Genomic DNA, 16598 nt, shown 5'->3' on the forward strand with positions numbered 1-16598 from the left:
TTCGCCACGACCGCTCACGGGACGCCGTAAGGTTGTCGCGGCGTTCGTTCGGGCGGGCGGCAGGTAGAGGCATCGGTCAGAGGTGGTTCGCATGTTGGTGAAGGTCCGAAACGACGACCCGTCGCGGCTGTCGGCCACCGAGCGCACCGTGGTGAACTGGCTCAAATCCTGGAGCGGGCCGCACGCGGTGCCCGGGATCGCGGTGGTGCAGTGCCAGGACGCCGACGTGGTGGTGTGGACGCCGCAGACCAGCGTGGTGGTCGGGGTGCACGGTTTCACCGAGCGGGTCAACGGCACCCTGTCCTGTGCGCAGGACGTGCCCTGGACAGTCGACGGCAAACCCGCGCCGATCGACGGCGACGCCAATCCGCTCGAGCGCGTCCGGCAGCAGACCGCCGAACTCGCCCGCCAGTTGCGTTCCGCGCCCGGGCGTGAGGAAGTTCCGGTGAGCGGCCTGGTGCTGCTGTGCCCGCAGCTCGGCAGCCGGATCAAACTCGAGAAGGGCGAACTGCCACCGGGAATCGACGTGCTGATCGGCGATGGACCGTCCTCGCTGCGCACGTACTTCACCACGATCGCCGAGGGCGCCGAGCCCTCCTGGGATGCCGCGCAGGTCGGGCAGGCGCTGGGGGCGCTCGGATTCGCCGCCGCCGCAACCTATTCCGACCTGGTCTCGGAGGGCTTCCCGCCGCCGGAGTCGGCACGGACCTCCCCGCCGCCGCTGGCGGCCGCGCCGACCGTCAAGGTCCCCTCGGTCCCGATCCAGCAGGACCCGCCCGCCGCGCCGCCGAGCGCCGCGGCCGAAGCGCGTTCCGGCGCGGGCGAATCCGCGCCCGACAGACCCGCGGGCGAAACCACCGAGCTGGAGTCCGAGAAGTCGGGCAAGTCCGGAAAGGGCGGCTCGACCGGTAAGGCCGCTGTGGGCGGCGTGCTCGCCGGGGGCGCCGCGGCCGCCGCCGCCGTCGCGGCGTACCGGCACATCACCGGTGGTGGTTCCCCCTCCGATCGCCCCGAGCGGTCCGCCGAACCTCAGGGCCCGGGTCCCCAGCCCGCCGGACCGCAGGGTGGCGCACCGCAGGGCCCGGGCGCACCCCAGTTTCCGGGGCAGGGCGCGCCCCAGCGCCCCGGTCCGGGCCAGCCTGTCGGCGCACCCCAGGGCCCGGCCCCCGTACGGGGTCCCGCACCGCAGGGTCCGGGCGCACCGCAGGGTCCGGGCGCACCGCAGGGTCCGGGCGCACCGCAGGGTCCGGGCGCACCGCAGGGCCCCGGCGTTTCCCTGACCGGTCCCCGTGCCCCGCAACAGCCCGGAGCCCAAGGGCCCCAGCGCAATCAGCCCGCCGCTCCCCTGCGCGCCCCCGCCCCCGCCCCGATCGCCAACCCCCAGCCCCAGCCCCCCAACGCCCCCACCCGCCCGACCGGCGGCCCGGGCTTCCCGATCTGGAACACCCCGCAATCGGCGACCCAGCCCGCCAAGGCCCGCCGCCGCCGAGACATCCCGATCGTCGGCGCGATAGTCCTGGTCTTCCTGATCCTGCTGATCGCCGTGATGTGCACCGGCCGCACCACCTCCACCAAGGACGACGACACGAACACCCCCGTCCGCCCCACCACCTCCCAGCGCGGCAGCACCGGCGGAACCACGACCACCGACCCCACGATCCCGAAGACCACGGTCCCCCCGGCCTGCTTCCCCCTCGACCCCAACTGCTGATGCCGCCCGGGCTCGCGCGCCGACCGGTGACCCGATGCCATGTCCGAGCCCGCGACGACGCCCCGGGCGCCCGGTTTCACGCCTTCGAGATCGAACCCGTGCGGGCGGCGGTCGAACCGCCTGCGCGCCGATGGGGTCCACGGTTGCCCGATTCGGCCGTCGACGGACGGGGCGGGTCCGCGCCACCTGCTCGGCTGACCAGCGGTGCGCGCGATCCGCGGCCGCGCGCGGCTGTGTTCCGCCCGCGCACGGCTATGTTCGTACCCGGTGATTGTTCGGGGTGGGCCGAGAAGAGAGTGGGTGCCATGCACTGGGATCAGATGACCGATACCCCCGAGGATCTGCGGCGGCGGGCTACGCGGCTGCGACGGGGTATGGGGCAGTTGGGGGTGCTGGAGTCGATCATCGACGCGGCGGAGGGGCCCTGGCTGGGGATCATGGACGCCGACGGGCGCGGAACGGCCGAGCTGCGGATGCATCTCGCGGGCCGGTACCGGGTGTCGGCGGCGGTGACCAGTGCGGGGAAGCTGAGTCTGGTGCACGTCAACGACCTGACCCGGCGCAGGTCCGAGCGGGTGCTGTCGGGAAAGACCCTGCTGCGCAAGGGGTGGACCGAGGCCGAGCCCATGCCCAAGCAGCCGGAGTGGCTCGAATACGTGGTGTCGTGGGTGGAGAACGTCAGCGGCGAGGTGGACCGCCGCGTGGTGATCGAGTGGCGCCTGCTCGGCGCGGACCGCCGGCTGAACACCCTGAACGACACGATCGAGGGCATGCGAGCCAGTCTCGACGAGCAGGTACAGGTCCGCGACGCCCTCGCCGCCGAGGTGGCCGACCTGCGCGACGAACTCGAAACCCTGCCCCCGGCCGGCCCCGAAGCCCGCACGATCGCACCGCCCGAGCCCGAGCCGGACCCCCTCGAGCAATCGGGCGAATTCGAGGCCCCCACAGCCGAAGCGACGGCGGACGCCGACGAAGTCACCGACCCCGGGTTCACCGGCATCGAGAACCAGGTGGCCGGGTACGAGCAGCAGGCCGGCGACCAGGCCGACGTGGACCGCTCAGCCGGTTACAGCTCGGTCAGCTCCAGCACCTGAAACTCGTTCGGTCGTTTCAGCGCCCGAAAACGACACCGCCGCCGAGCTCGTGCTCGGCGGCGGTTCGCTGTGTATCGGGTCGAGCGTCAGCCGAAGGCGATGCTGCCCAAGGTGTTCCAGCCCATGACCGAGTCCACGGCCAAGCCGCAGAACACGATCGCCAGGTAGTTGTTCGACTGCAGGAACAGGCGCAGGGGCTTGACGGGCTCGCCGCGGCGCACACCCGAGTAGAGCTGGTGTGCCATCAGCAGGAACCACGCGCCCGCGGCGATCGCCACGGCGGCGTAGATCGCGCCGGCGGCCGGGACCAGGGCCAGGGTCGCCAGCACCGTCAGCCAGGTGTAGATGACGATCTGCTTGGTGACGACCTGCTCGGTGGCGACCACGGGCAGCATGGGCACGCCCGCCGCCTTGTAGTCCTCCTTGTAGCGCATGGCCAGCGCCCAGGTGTGCGGCGGCGTCCAGAAGAAGATCACCAGGAACAGCACGATGGCGGGCCAGGCGATGGTGCCGGTGACCGCGGACCAGCCGACCAGGGCGGGCATGCAGCCGGCCGCGCCGCCCCACACCACGTTCTGGGAGGTGCGGCGCTTGAGTCCGAGGGTGTAGACGAAGACGTAGAACAGAATGGTCGCCACCACGAGCGCGCCGGACAGCAGGTTCGCCTGCCACCACAGCCACGCGAACGACCCGAGGCCCAGCGTGATGCCGAAGACCGCGGCGTTGCGGGTGGGCACCGCGTCCCGGGCCAGCGGTCGCTTGGAGGTCCGCTTCATGACCTTGTCGATGTCCGCGTCCGCGACGCAGTTCAGCGTGTTCGCGCTGGCCGCGCCCATCCAGCCGCCGAACAGCGTGGCCAGGATGAGGCGAATGTCCACGGTGCCGCGATCCGCGAGCAGCATGGTGGGAATCGTTGCCACGAGCAGCAGCTCGATGACGCGCGGCTTGGTGAGCGCGATGTAGGCCAGGACCCGGCGGGTGCCGGCTGCCAGCGGTCCACTGCCCGTGACGCGCTCAGCAAGCACCGTCCCGGAGGTGCCGTGAGCGCCACCCGGCTGTTGCCCAATCCGCACTGTTTCTCCTCGCACGCCGTGCACTTGATCCGGTCTCGAACCAGCAGCGCGCTCGGCCGTTACCTGTGTCAAGGCCCCGGCGGCGCGGCTACTACTACACGGAATGGTAGACCCACGCCGCGCAACCGCTAATTCGCCCTCCGTCTGCGTGGCCGTCACCACGCCCGGGCGAGTTCGCTGTCGCGAGGTCTCGTTCTTTCTAAAATCCGCACCCGCGGCACGCGCCTCCGCTGTGATCGGTGCCCGGCCGGACGGGTCGCCGTCGCCGTCCCGAGTGCGTGTCGCGGGTCCGCGAAAACGTTCTGCCCTGGGCGTTTCGCGAGTTTTCGAACGGGTAAGTCCGGGCGTGTCACCGAACGCGGCGATGACGCCGGGTCACGGGCAGGTCCGCGCCCGGACACGAACTCACGACACGACGGCCGGTGAACGCGGGTTCCCGTATAGCGCGGAAACGGCCCCCTTTAGGGTGGTAGTAGTCCGGTGCGCTGTCGGATGCTCGTGTCGGCGCATCGCGCATCCCCCCGCCAGCGAAGCCGCCGACAACCTCAGTGTTCACGAGAAGGTCAGGAGAACCTCGGTCGTGTCAGTCACAGACGACATCCGCGCCCTCACGCAGCCGCATCACCCCACCGACTGGAGCGACCTGGACACGAAGGCCGTCGACACGGCCCGTGTGCTGGCCGCCGACGCCGTCCAGAACGCCGGAAACGGCCATCCCGGCACCGCGATGAGCCTGGCGCCGTTGGCGTACACGCTGTTTCAGCGCGTCATGCGGATCGATCCGAGCGATCCGGAGTGGGTGGGACGCGACCGTTTCGTGCTGTCCTGCGGCCACTCCAGCCTCACCCAGTACGTACAGCTGTACCTGGCCGGTTTCGGCCTGGAGCTGAACGACCTCGTCAACCTGCGCAAGTGGGGCTCGCTCACCCCCGGCCACCCCGAGTACCGGCACACCGACGGCGTGGAGATCACCACCGGCCCGCTCGGCCAGGGCCTGGCCTCGGCGGTCGGCATGGCGATGGCGGCACGGCGTGAGCGCGGTCTGTTCGATCCCGAAGCGGCACAGGGCGAGAGCGCCTTCGACCACTTCGTCTACGTGATCGCCTCCGACGGCGACATGGAAGAGGGCGTCACCTCCGAGGCGTCCTCGCTCGCGGGCACCCAGCAGCTGGGCAACCTGATCCTGTTCTACGACGACAACCGCATCTCGATCGAGGACGACACCCGCATCGCCTTCACCGAGGACGTCGCCGAGCGCTACCGCGCCTACGACTGGCACGTGCAGGTCGTCGAGGGCGGCGAGAACGTCACCGCCATCGAGGAAGCCGTGGCCGCCGCGCAGGCCGTGACCGACAAGCCGTCGATCATCCTGCTGCGCACCATCATCGGCTTCCCGGCCCCGAACAAGCAGAACACCGGCGCCTCGCACGGCGCCGCGCTGGGCAAGGACGAGGTCGCCGCCACCAAGAAGATCCTGGGCTTCGACCCGGAGAAGAACTTCGACGTGGACCCCGCGGTCATCTCGCACACCCGCAACCAGGTCGCCGATCGCGCCAAGGCCGCCAAGGCCGCCTGGCAGGATCAGTTCGACGCGTGGGCCGCGGCGAACCCCGACAACAAGGCGCTGTTCGATCGCCTGGCCACCCGCAGCCTGCCCGAGGGCTGGGCCGAGGCGCTGCCGACCTGGGCCGCCGACCCCAAGGGCATGGCCACCCGCAAGGCGTCCGGCGCGGTGCTCGCCGCGCTCGCGCCGGTGCTGCCGGAGCTGTGGGGCGGCTCCGCCGACCTCGCCGAGTCCAACAACACCACCATGCCGAATACCCCGAGCTTCGGCCCGGAGTCGATCTCCACCGGCATGTGGAAGGCCAACCCGTACGGTCGCACCCTGCACTTCGGCGTTCGTGAGCACGCCATGGGCTCGATTCTCAATGGCATTGCGCTGCACGGCCCGACGCGTCCGTACGGCGGCACCTTCCTGGTGTTCTCCGACTACATGCGCCCCGCGGTGCGCCTGGGCGCGCTCATGCGCACCCCGGTCACCTACGTGTGGACGCACGACTCCATCGGCCTGGGCGAGGACGGCCCGACGCATCAGCCGATCGAGCACCTGGCCGCGCTGCGCGCCATCCCGGGCCTGAACGTCGTGCGCCCGGGCGACGCCAACGAGACCACCTACGCCTGGCGCACGATCCTGGAACGTGACTCCGCGGAACGGCATTCGCACTTCTCGGTGTCCGAGCCCGCGCACCAGGACGGCCCGTCCGCGCTCGCGCTGACCCGTCAGGATCTGCCCATCCAGGAGGGCACCTCCTTCGAGGGCGTCGCCAAGGGCGGGTACGTGCTGGCCGAATCCTCCACCGCCACACCGCAGGTCATCCTGATCGGCACCGGTTCGGAACTGCAGCTGGCGGTCGAGGCGCGCGCTACCCTCGAGGCGCAGGGCATCGGCGCCCGCGTGGTGTCCATGCCGTGTGTGGAGTGGTTCGACGCGCAGGACCAGGCGTACAAGGATTCCGTGCTGCCGCCGTCGGTCAAGGCGCGCGTCACGGTCGAGGCCGGCATCGCCATGCCGTGGTACCGCTTCGTCGGCGACGCCGGCGAGATCGTCTCGATCGAGCACTTCGGCGCCTCGGCCGACTTCAAGACGCTGTTCCGCGAGTTCGGCATCACGACCGACGCCGTCGTCGCCGCCGCCACCCGCTCGCTCGCCAAGGTGAAGGGATAGTCAGAACATGACCCAGAACGCGAATCTCGCGGCCCTGTCGGCCGCCGGGGTTTCGGTGTGGCTGGACGACCTGTCGCGCAATCGCATCCAGTCCGGAAATCTCAAGGACCTGATCGATACCCGCAGCGTCGTCGGCGTCACCACCAATCCGTCGATCTTCCAGGCCGCGCTGTCGCAGGGCCACGACTACGAGTCGCAGGTCAACGAGCTCGCGGGCCAGGGCGCGGACGTGGACACCACCATCCGCACCATCACCACCGATGACGTGCGCGCGGCCTGTGACGTGTTCGCCGAGGTCTTCGCCGCCACGAACGGCAAGGACGGCCGCGTCTCGATCGAGGTCGACCCGCGCCTGGCCAACGACGAGGACGGCACGGTCGCCCAGGCGATCGAGCTGTGGAAGATCGTCGACCGGCCCAACCTGTTCATCAAGATTCCCGCCACCGAGGCCGGCCTGCCGGCCATCTCGCGGGTCATCGCCGAGGGCATCAGCGTGAACGTGACGCTGATCTTCTCGGTCGAGCGCTACGTCGCGGTGATGGGTTCGTACCTGGCGGGCATTCGCAACGCGAAGACCGCCGGGCACGACGTGGCCAAGATCCATTCCGTCGCTTCGTTCTTCGTCTCGCGCGTGGATTCGGAGATCGACAAGCGGCTCGAGGCCATCGGCTCGGACGAGGCGCTCGCGCTGCGCGGCAAGGCCGGTCTGGCCAATGCCCGCCTGGCGTACGCGGCCTACCAGGACGTCTTCGACGGCGGCGACCACACCTCGGTGTTCGCGCAGCTGCGGGCTTCCGGCGGCGCGAACGCCCAGCGCGCGCTGTGGGCCTCGACCGGTGTGAAGAACCCGGATTACCCGGACACCCTGTACGTCACCGAACTGGTGGGCCCGAACACGGTGAACACCCTGCCGGAGAAGACCCTGCAGGCCGCCGCGGACCACGGCGAGATCACCGGCGACACGCTCTCGGGCACCGGCCCGGAGTCGCAGGCGATCTTCGACCAGCTGACCGCCGTCGGCATCGACCTGGTCGATGTGTTCGACGTGCTGGAGACCGAGGGCGTCGAGAAGTTCGTGACGTCCTGGCAGGAACTGCTCGAAGCCACAACCGAGCAGCTCCGGGTAGCAGGAGGCAACTGACGGTGGCAGCCCGCGCGGCGACAAAGGTCACGAAGGGGAATCCGCTCCGCGATGGGCGGGACAGCCGGGTACCCCGAATCGCTGGACCTTGCAGCATGGTGATTTTCGGTGTTACCGGTGACCTGTCGCGGCGCAAACTGCTGCCGGCCATCTACGACCTGGCGAACCGGGGGCTGCTGCCCCCGGGTTTCGCCCTGGTCGGATTCGCCCGCCGGGAGATGACCGACGAGGAGTTCGCGGCACTCGTACACGAGTCCGTGAGCTCCTCCTCGCGCACCCCGTTCCGGGAAGAGGTGTGGCAGCAGCTGCGGGACGGATTGCGGTTCGTCCAGGGCACTTTCGAGAACGACGCGGCCTTCCATCGGCTCGCGACGACCTTGAAGGACCTGGACCGCGATCGCGGCACCGGCGGCAATCACGCCTTCTACCTGTCGATTCCGCCGGACGAGTTCCCGGTGGTGCTGGATCAGCTGTCGAAGAACGGTCTGGCACAACCGGGTATCGCCCCGCAGAATCAGCCGCCCGCGTGGCGGCGCGTCATCATCGAGAAGCCGTTCGGCCACGACCTGGACAGCGCGCTGGACCTGAACGCGCTGGTCAATCGGGTGTTCCCGGAGTCGTCGGTGTTCCGCATCGACCACTACCTGGGCAAGGAGACGGTCCAGAACATTCTGGCGCTGCGCTTCGCGAACCAGCTGTTCGATCCGATCTGGAACGCCAACTACGTCGACCACGTGCAGATCACGATGGCCGAGGACATCGGCCTCGGCGGGCGCGCGGGCTACTACGACGGCATCGGCGCGGCCCGCGACGTGATCCAGAACCACCTGTTGCAGCTGCTCGCGCTGACGGCCATGGAGGAGCCGGTTTCCTTCCAGCCCAAGCAATTGCAGGCGGAGAAGATCAAGGTCCTCTCGGCGACCAAGCTGGTCGAGCCGCTCGAGCAGACCACCGCGCGCGGGCAGTACACCGCGGGCTGGCAGGGCAGCGAATCGGTCGTGGGCCTGTTGCAGGAGGACGGTTTCGACCCGAATTCGCGCACCGAGACCTACGCGGCCATCACCCTGGCCGTGGAGACCCGCCGCTGGGCGGGAGTGCCGTTCTACCTGCGCACCGGAAAGCGCCTGGGCCGCCGCGTCACCGAGATCGCGGTGGTGTTCAAGCGCGCCCCGCACCTGCCCTTCGATCAGACCATGACCGAGGAACTCGGGCAGAACGCGCTCGTGATTCGCGTGCAGCCCGACGAGGGCATCACCATGCGATTCGGGTCCAAGGTGCCGGGTTCCTCCATGGAGGTCCGCGACGTGAACATGGACTTCAGCTACGGCGAAGCCTTCACCGAGGACTCCCCCGAGGCGTACGAGCGGCTCATCCTGGATGTGCTGCTCGGCGTCCCCTCGCTGTTCCCGGTGAACGAGGAGGTCGAATTGTCCTGGCGCATCCTCGATCCCGTGCTGGAGCAGTGGGCCGCGACCGGTAAGCCGGATCCGTACGAGGCCGGCACCTGGGGCCCGGAATCGGCCGACGAGATGCTCGCGCGCAGCGGGCGGGAATGGCGGCGGCCGTGATCATCGACATGCCCGACACCGACACCCGCGAGGTGTCCAAGCGGCTGATCCAGCTGCGCGAGGCCAACGGCGTGGTCACCGTGGGCCGCGTGCTCACCCTGGTGGTGTGCACCCTGGACAGCTCCGAGGCCGAGGACGCCATCGACGCGGCCAACGACGCCAGCCGCGAACACCCCTGCCGGGTGATCGTGCTGGCGCGCGGGGATCGCAATGCCGCGACGCGTCTGGACGCCCAGATCCGCGTGGGCGGGGACGCGGGCGCGGCCGAGGTCATCGTGCTGCGGTTGCAGGGTGAGCTGGTCAGCCACGAGAGCAGCGTGGTGGTGCCGTTCCTGCTGCCCGACACCCCCGTGGTGGCGTGGTGGCCGCGCGGCGCCCCGGAGTTCCCGTCCAAGGATTCGGTGGGCCGCCTGGCCACCCGGCGCATCACCGACGCCACGTTCGCGCCGGATCCGCAGGGCACCATCAAGAAACGACGTGACTCCTACGCCTCGGGCGACACCGATCTGGCGTGGAGCCGCATCACCTACTGGCGGGCCCTGCTGGCCGCCGCCCTGGACGAGGCCCCGTTCGAAGCCGTCGAGTCGGTGACGGTGTCGGGCCTGCGGGACGAGCCCGCCCTGGACATGCTGGCCGGCTGGCTGGCCGCGCGCCTGGACTGCCCGATCGTGCGCCGCACCGGCGAGCTCAAGGTGGAGGTCAAGCGCCCGACGGTGTCCATTTCGATCGCGCGCCCGCAGCACGGGCGCACCGCGACCCTGACCCGCACCGGCGAGCCGGATCAGCGTTTCGCGCTTGCCCGCCGCGAGACCAGGGACTGTCTGGCCGAAGAACTGCGCCACCTCGATGCCGACGTGATCTACGCCGAGGCCCTGACCGGAATCGAAAAGGTGAACTATGAGTGAGCCCGTCGTCGAAACCTTCGCAGGCACAGAGGAACTCGTCATGGCCGCGGCCGCGCGCTTCGTGGCGCAGGTCGTGGAGGCCCAGCGCCTGCGCGGCTCCGCCTCGGTCGTGCTGACCGGCGGCGGCAACGGCATCGGGCTGCTGGAATGGGTCCGCAAGGCGCCGGGTGAGATCGACTGGTCCAAGCTCGACGTGTTCTGGGGCGACGAGCGGTTCCTGCCGGTCGGCGATCCCGAGCGCAACGAGGTGCAGGCCCGCGCGGCGCTGCTGGACCACGTTCCGGTCGACCCCGCCCGGGTGCATCCGACCGAGACCTCCAGCGGCGACTACCCGGACGTGCTCGAGGCCACCGGCGAGTACTCGGCGGCGGTGCACGCGTATCTGGCCGAACACGGCTCGTTCGACGTGCATCTGCTCGGCATGGGCGGTGAGGGGCACGTCAATTCGCTGTTCCCGCACACCGCGGCCACCCGCGAGGAGCGCGAACTCGTTGTCGCCGAGACACATTCGCCCAAGCCGCCGCTGGTGCGCATCACGCTGACCCTGCCCGCCGTCCGGCGCTCGCGGCACGTCGTGCTGATCGTCGCGGGCGAGGCCAAGGCCGCCGCGGTCGCCGCGGCGCTCAACGGCGCGTCGCCCCTGGACATCCCGGCCGCGGGCGCGATCGGCAGCGAGTCGACCACCTGGCTGCTGGACACCGCGGCCGCGAGCGACCTGCCCGGCTGACACAGCTCGTTCCTCGAAACCGGTCTCCTCGCGGGGGCCGGTTTCTTCGTCCGCGGGTGCTGTGTCGCAACGGCGCGCCCCCACGGCACACCGACGATCAGCCCGTTCGCTCCGTGCGCGCGACCGGACTGGAAGAATTCGACCATGATCTACCTCAGCCACGTCGACGTTCTGCTCATCGCCACCCGCGGCGACGAGGTCCTGCTCGCGCGCCGGGCCAACACCGGCTACTCCGACGGGCTGTGGAATCTGCCCTCGGGCAAACTCGACGCGGACGAGGACCTCGAGGCCGCCATGATCCGCGAGGCGGCCGAGGAGCTCGGGATCACGCTCACCCGCAAGGACATTCGCATGGCGGCCAGCCTGCACGTGCGGACGCCGGACGAGGTGGGCCGCGTCGGGTTCTTCTTCCACGCCGATCGCTGGGTGGGCGAGCCCTACAACGCCGAGCCGGACAAGTGCTCGGACCTGCGGTGGTTCCCCATCGGTCAGCTGCCCGCCGACACGGTGCCGTACACCAGCGCCGGGGTGGATCTGTACCTGCGCGGGGAGAATTTCGGCCTGTACGGGTGGCCGACGCAGCTATCGGAGAGCTGAATGCGCCTGTCCGCCACTCGCGCCCGCGCGGCGCGGGCCTCGGTCGCGGTGGGAGCGGCGCTGCTGGCGTTGATCATGCTGCCGCGTCCGGCGCCGGACGCACCGCCCTTCGACCCCGAACGGGTGCCCGGATCCCAGGTGGTGTGGGTGACCGCGCGGGCCGGGGCCTCGCACGCGATGCTGGAGCTGTGGGAGCGGAATCGCCTGCGCGAGTGGCGGCAGACCTTCGCGGTAAGCGCCCGGGTGGGCGGCGAGGGCATCTCCGAGCACGCGCGCGAGGGTTCGGCGTACACCCCGCAGGGCATCTTCCCGCTGACCGAGGGTTTCGGCAGGCGGCCCGCCCCGGCGACATGGCTGCCGTATCTCACCGTCGGTTCGTCCGACACCTGGTGGTGGGTCTCGGACACCGAAAGTCCGTACTACAACCAGCGATTCCGCTGCGCGGAGTCCGCGTGCCCGTTCGACACAGCGGCCGGTGAGAACCTCGGCCGCACCGGGGAGGCGTACGACTACGCACTGGTCATCGACTACAACCGGGCGCCGGTGGTTTCCGCCGCCGGCTCGGCGTTCTTCCTGCACGTGGCGACCGACGGGCCGACCGCGGGCTGCGTGGCGGTCTCGGCGGATGTCATGCGCAGCCTGCTCACCACGCTGCATCCCGATCGGCGACCCGTAATAGGCATGTACGCCCACTGAATCCGGCTCGAGCTGCCATGCTGAGGACCATGGCGCAGACCGACCCGATCGGCGCGTGGAAATCTCTGCGCGCCGGCAATGAGCGTTTCACCAGCGGTACCCTCGAGCATCCCGGCCAGGGCGCGGCCGAACGCGCGAAACTCGTACACGGGCAACAGCCTTCGGTCATCCTGTTCGGCTGCGGTGACTCGCGGGTGGCCGCCGAGCTGATCTTCGATCAGGGCCTGGGCGACATGTTCGTGGTCCGCACCGCGGGCCACGTGATCGATTCCTCGGTGCTCGGATCCATCGAATACGGGGTCGAGGTGCTGCACGTGCCGCTGATCGTGGTGCTCGGGCACGACAGCTGCGGCGCGGTGAACGCGACCATCAACGCGCTGGACGGCGGTGACGTGCCGGGCGGGTTCATCCGCAGCATCGTCGAACGGATCACCCCGTCCATTCTCATCGGGCGCGGTGAGGGCCTGACGAGCGTCGACGATCTCGAGGCCCGGCACGTGGTGGAGACCGGGCGGTTGCTGATGGAGCGGTCCATGGTGGTGGCGCGGGCGGTCGCCACCGGCGGGTGCGCCATCGCCTGTGTGACTTACGAATTGGCCGACGGCCGGGCCCGGTTGCACCGGGTGATCGGCGATATCGGCGAATCGGCGACGCTGAACGATCCCGAACCCCGGGACTGAGGGCGGCTCGGCCGCGCTCCCCGCGGGCCGCGGGCGCGGTCACCGCGTACGCGCCGCCGCGATGACGGCTATGTCCCGTCCACGGGTACCCTCGGCAGCGAATCTCTCTCATCGTCGCTGAACAGCGAGCCAGCGGGCGCCGCCATCGCCCGAAATCCGTTCCGCGCGAATCTGTGCCACGTCGGCTACATTGCTCGGCGTACTCCTCCTCAGCGATCCGATCGAGCTATACAGAGAGTAGAAAAATTGAGCAGCGGCAAGGACCTCGCACTGACCCACGTCAGTGTGCTGGTCGGCAATCAGCGCGAAGCCCTGGAGTTCTATCGCGACGCCATCGGTCTGGAGGTCCGCCAGGATATGCCGTTCGGCAAGGTTCGCTGGCTGACGGTGGGCCCGATCAGCCAGCCCACCATCGAGTTCCTGCTCGAGGTGCCGGAAATGGTGCCCAATGACGGAGTACAGCAGGGCGCGCGCACCCGGATCGCGACCGGCGCGCAGGGCACGCTCATCTTCAGCACCGACGACGTGGACGCCACCTTCGCCCGCCTGAAGTCGGCCGGGGTCGAGGTGGCCCAGCCGCCCGTCACCCAGCCGTACGGCGTGCGGGACTGCGGTTTCCGCGACCCGTGGGGCAATCACCTGCGTTTCTCCCAGCTGATGCCCTGATCCGCGGGCCGCTGCGAATCACTGCCGAATCCACTCCGGCAGGGGTTCGCAGCGTTCCCGGAGTTCGTCCGGAAGTCCCGAAACCCCGAGCCGCGCACCGAGAATCCCGCCGACGATCGCACATGTGGTGTCCATGTCCCCGCCCGCGGCCGCCGTCCGCCACAGCGCCTCGGCGACGTCCGCGCCGTGCTCGGCGACGATCCACAGGCAGAACGGCACGGTGTCCTGTGCGGAGGTCCGGCTCCCGTTCCCCAACAGGGCGATAACTTCCGCGATGTCCGCGAGCGGCCCGAGCGCGCCGGCGGCGGAGATGCCCTCCCGGACAGCACCGCCCGGGGTGTGCTCCGCGACCGCCGCGAGCAGTGCTTCGCCGCGCAATCCCGGATCCGAAACACCCAGTGCCGCAGCTACCGCCACGGCAACGGCCCCCGCCACCCCTTCCGCATGGGCATGGGTCACCACCGCCGAGGCGGCAGCCTCTCGAACAACCCGGTCGAGGTCACCGGCGAAATAAGCGCCCACCGGTGCGACCCGCATGGCCGCGCCGTTCCCCCACGATCCCCGCCCGTCCCGGGCCCGCCCCGCCAGCTCGCGCCAGTCCCCGCCCCGGTCCCGGATCAGCCGCAGGATCCGCCCGGTCCCCGGCCCGTACCACCGGTAGATGTCGTAGTGCGCGGCAAAGGATTTCGCGAGCGCGTCCTGATCGATCCGCCCGAGCTCGCGCAGCACGGCGAACACCGAGCAGGCCATCTCGGTGTCATCGCTCCACAACCACGGCCCCGCCAGGAGTGAACGCTCCCGCAGCGCGGCGTGATTGAGCGCGTCGGTGTAGCAGCATCCGAACGCGTCCCCGATCGCCAACCCGACCAGGGAACCGTACGCTCGCTCGACTTGCACCGCGATGGCCATGTGTTCCACGGTATTGCCCGCCGCCACCGAATTTTCCGATCCCGCCCGGCGAGTTTTCGGGTACGCCGACGCCCGCCGCCTGCTTCGGGCCGTGACCGCTACCAGGTATGCGCGGGTTCGGTGACCTCTCGCTGCCAGGTGTGCTTGGCGTAAGTAGCGTGCACGCTGAACACGATCCCGAATACCGCTGTGCACGTGATCATTACCAGCACGACGGCGCGAACCGGGGTAAGCACCCCGGCCGCCGCACCGCGCCGAATCGCGAAGACCAGGGCCATCGACACCGCCGCCGCGAAAGCCACCGCGGACAGGAACGACACCACCGCTGAATCCGGAGGCGCGAGATACACCCCGTAGTGCGCCAGCGACTCGTCCGACGCCTCGGTGACCCACCGCGATCCGCGCTCGGACATCGGAGCCGCAACGGCCGACGCGACCACCCAGAACACCGCGACCACCACGGCCGCGACCGCCGTACCCCACCCCAGCCGCGACGCCGAGAGCGCCGGTCGCGCCCCGGTGCGCAGCAGCGGCCCGATCACCGTCGCGGCGAAAGCGAGCCCCACCACCAGCGGCACCACCAGCAATTTCACGTAGACCGAGCATTCCGGCCACGCCAATTCGCCCAACCCCAGCGGCTCGAGCCGTCGCCCGACCAGCACCCCGACCAGCAATCCCCCGCCTGCGGCCGCAACAATCAGCCCGATCAGCCCCAACCCGAACCACGGCGAGTACTCCCGTACCCACGCCATCTCGCCGACCGGGCCACGTCTCGACAGGTTTCGAACGCCACCGGCCTCGTGCACTGAATCACTCACGCCGACACCGTATGTCACATCACCCGACGCGGTACGCCGATAACTACTCGATCCCGATCGCCGGGTCGACCACGGCACACATGGCGCACGCTTCGTCCCGGGCCGGACTCACCCACGGCAAGGATGGGTCCGGGCCGTCAGCGACCCGAGCGATCGGCTCACCGACGCCGATCGGACAGCGTCGGGGGTTGCCAGATATCCGGGGGGACCGTGGCTCTGGTGCGGCCGTGGGGGTCGAGGATGCGGCCGAGGAGTTTTTCGTGGCGGAGGGTGATGGCTCGTTCGGCGATGGTGAGATCGGGGTGGAGGGTGGCCAGTTGGTTTTCGAAGCGGGTTACCTCGGAGACCGAGTGCAGGGCCGCCTGCAGCACGATGTTGTTGGGGCCGCTGACCGCCGCGCAGTTGCGGGTTTGTGGGAGACGGATGAGGTTGTAGCCGATATCGGGGAGGGTCGCGGCGGGTGCGGTGGCGCGGAAGGTGACCGCTACCGGCCAGCCGCCGAGCGGGCGGGCGAAATCGCAGCGGAAGGACAGTAGACCGAGGCGGGTCAGCTCGTCGAGGCGACGTTTGACGGTGGAATTGCTGATGCCGAGGGCGGCGGCCAGCGCCTGGTGGGAGGCGCGCCCGTCCAATGAGAGGTGGCCGAGCATGGCGCGATCGAGATCGGTCAGGCGGCGGCGCAGGCGATCCGCGCGGGTGGGATCGGGCTGGGCGCGCAGGCGGTCACGCTGGCCGGGGGCGAGGGCGTCGATGCGCCAGCTGCCGCCCTCGGCGAACCAGTGGGTGACGATCTGCGCTTTCACGGCGACCACGTGCGGCAGGGCGGGCAGCACGTCCAGGGTGTAGGTCGCCATCCGCTCGAGATCGCCGGTGGCGACGGTGGCGAAGATGCGATTGCCGTCGGCCGAGCGTTCCAGGGTCAGCATGTGCGGATGCGCCGCGAGCATCCGCACCACCGTCGCGGTTTCGCCTGCGGCACAGTCGATATCGATGTAGGCGGCGCAGACGTCGTCGTACAGCGCGGGCCCGGGCGAGACGCACACCCACGCGTCGCCGCGCTCGTGCAACCGCTGCCAGCGCCGGGCCACGGTCACCGGATCGACGTCGAGCACCCCGCCGAGTTCGGTCCAGGAGGCCCGCGGTCGCAATTGCAGCGCGTGGATGAGTGCGAGATCCTCTTCGGTCAGTAGCCTGACATCATCCTGCACGCGTCCAGTTCCTCACGGCGAATTCCTGCGATTCGAATGGTCCAGGCGACCAGTCTCGCACAATGACGGGCGAGCCAACT

General features: G+C 69.9%; 15 protein-coding genes. 11 read left to right on the forward strand and 4 right to left on the reverse strand.

The window, feature by feature from the left end:
• Positions 1-91: 91 nt before the first annotated feature.
• Together ACFVBH_RS04125 and ACFVBH_RS04130 are read left to right on the forward strand one after the other, a co-directional pair.
• The gene (locus tag ACFVBH_RS04125; RefSeq protein WP_378999641.1) at positions 92-1711 is read left to right on the forward strand and encodes a hypothetical protein; all 1620 of its coding nucleotides are present in this window, start codon (positions 92-94) and stop codon (positions 1709-1711) included.
• A 305-nt stretch (positions 1712-2016) separates the two neighbouring features.
• Complete coding sequence (locus ACFVBH_RS04130; protein WP_378999643.1) at positions 2017-2805, forward strand: hypothetical protein; 789 nt, start codon at positions 2017-2019, stop codon at positions 2803-2805.
• Positions 2806-2891: 86 nt separating this feature from the next.
• Here the strand turns inward: ACFVBH_RS04130 and ACFVBH_RS04135 are convergent, their stop codons facing one another.
• A complete protein-coding gene (locus ACFVBH_RS04135) occupies positions 2892-3878 on the reverse strand; it encodes a heme o synthase (RefSeq protein ID WP_378999645.1) in 987 nt (328 codons plus the stop codon).
• Positions 3879-4458: 580 nt separating this feature from the next.
• Between ACFVBH_RS04135 and tkt the strand changes: the two genes are divergently transcribed.
• The 9 genes from tkt to ACFVBH_RS04180 all read left to right on the forward strand — a co-directional run bounded on the left by tkt (position 4459) and on the right by ACFVBH_RS04180 (position 13583).
• Positions 4459-6603, forward strand: a complete 2145-nt coding sequence (gene tkt / locus ACFVBH_RS04140) for a transketolase (RefSeq protein WP_378999647.1) — start codon at positions 4459-4461, stop codon at positions 6601-6603.
• A 7-nt stretch (positions 6604-6610) separates the two neighbouring features.
• Positions 6611-7744 (forward strand): transaldolase, encoded by a 1134-nt coding sequence (gene tal / locus ACFVBH_RS04145; RefSeq protein WP_354991003.1) that lies wholly within the window; start codon positions 6611-6613, stop codon positions 7742-7744.
• 2 nt (positions 7745-7746) lie between these two features.
• Positions 7747-9312: a glucose-6-phosphate dehydrogenase gene (gene zwf / locus ACFVBH_RS04150; protein ID WP_354991002.1), complete on the forward strand. Its 1566-nt coding sequence runs from the start codon at positions 7747-7749 to the stop codon at positions 9310-9312.
• Positions 9309-10217, forward strand: a complete 909-nt coding sequence (gene opcA, locus ACFVBH_RS04155) for a glucose-6-phosphate dehydrogenase assembly protein OpcA (protein WP_354991001.1) — start codon at positions 9309-9311, stop codon at positions 10215-10217. Before zwf ends, opcA begins: the two co-directional genes overlap by 4 nt.
• Positions 10210-10944 (forward strand): 6-phosphogluconolactonase, encoded by a 735-nt coding sequence (pgl, locus tag ACFVBH_RS04160; protein ID WP_354991000.1) that lies wholly within the window; start codon positions 10210-10212, stop codon positions 10942-10944. The genes opcA and pgl overlap by 8 nt, the downstream gene beginning before the upstream one ends.
• Before the next feature lie 144 nt (positions 10945-11088).
• Positions 11089-11541, forward strand: a complete 453-nt coding sequence (locus ACFVBH_RS04165; protein ID WP_378999652.1) for an NUDIX domain-containing protein — start codon at positions 11089-11091, stop codon at positions 11539-11541.
• Positions 11542-12237 carry a L,D-transpeptidase gene (locus ACFVBH_RS04170; RefSeq protein WP_378999654.1) on the forward strand — a complete coding sequence of 232 codons (696 nt, stop codon included), beginning with the start codon at positions 11542-11544 and terminating at the stop codon, positions 12235-12237.
• 29 nt (positions 12238-12266) lie between these two features.
• Positions 12267-12917 (forward strand): carbonic anhydrase, encoded by a 651-nt coding sequence (locus ACFVBH_RS04175; protein ID WP_354990997.1) that lies wholly within the window; start codon positions 12267-12269, stop codon positions 12915-12917.
• Positions 12918-13163: 246 nt separating this feature from the next.
• Entirely contained in the window at positions 13164-13583 is a 420-nt protein-coding gene (locus ACFVBH_RS04180) for a VOC family protein (RefSeq protein WP_378999657.1), read from the forward strand.
• A gap of 18 nt (positions 13584-13601) precedes the next feature.
• Here the strand turns inward: ACFVBH_RS04180 and ACFVBH_RS04185 are convergent, their stop codons facing one another.
• The 3 genes from ACFVBH_RS04185 to ACFVBH_RS04195 form a co-directional block, all read right to left on the reverse strand.
• A complete protein-coding gene (locus ACFVBH_RS04185; RefSeq protein ID WP_378999659.1) occupies positions 13602-14492 on the reverse strand; it encodes an ADP-ribosylglycohydrolase family protein in 891 nt (296 codons plus the stop codon).
• Between the two features lie 98 nt (positions 14493-14590).
• Positions 14591-15310: a hypothetical protein gene (locus tag ACFVBH_RS04190; protein ID WP_354990994.1), complete on the reverse strand. Its 720-nt coding sequence runs from the start codon at positions 15308-15310 to the stop codon at positions 14591-14593.
• 158 nt (positions 15311-15468) lie between these two features.
• Complete coding sequence (locus ACFVBH_RS04195) at positions 15469-16518, reverse strand: Lrp/AsnC family transcriptional regulator (protein WP_354990993.1); 1050 nt, start codon at positions 16516-16518, stop codon at positions 15469-15471.
• Positions 16519-16598: the final 80 nt, after the last annotated feature.

The sequence above is a fragment of the Nocardia sp. NPDC057668 genome (assembly GCF_042799795.1).
Classification (GTDB): Bacteria; Actinomycetota; Actinomycetes; order Mycobacteriales; family Mycobacteriaceae; genus Nocardia.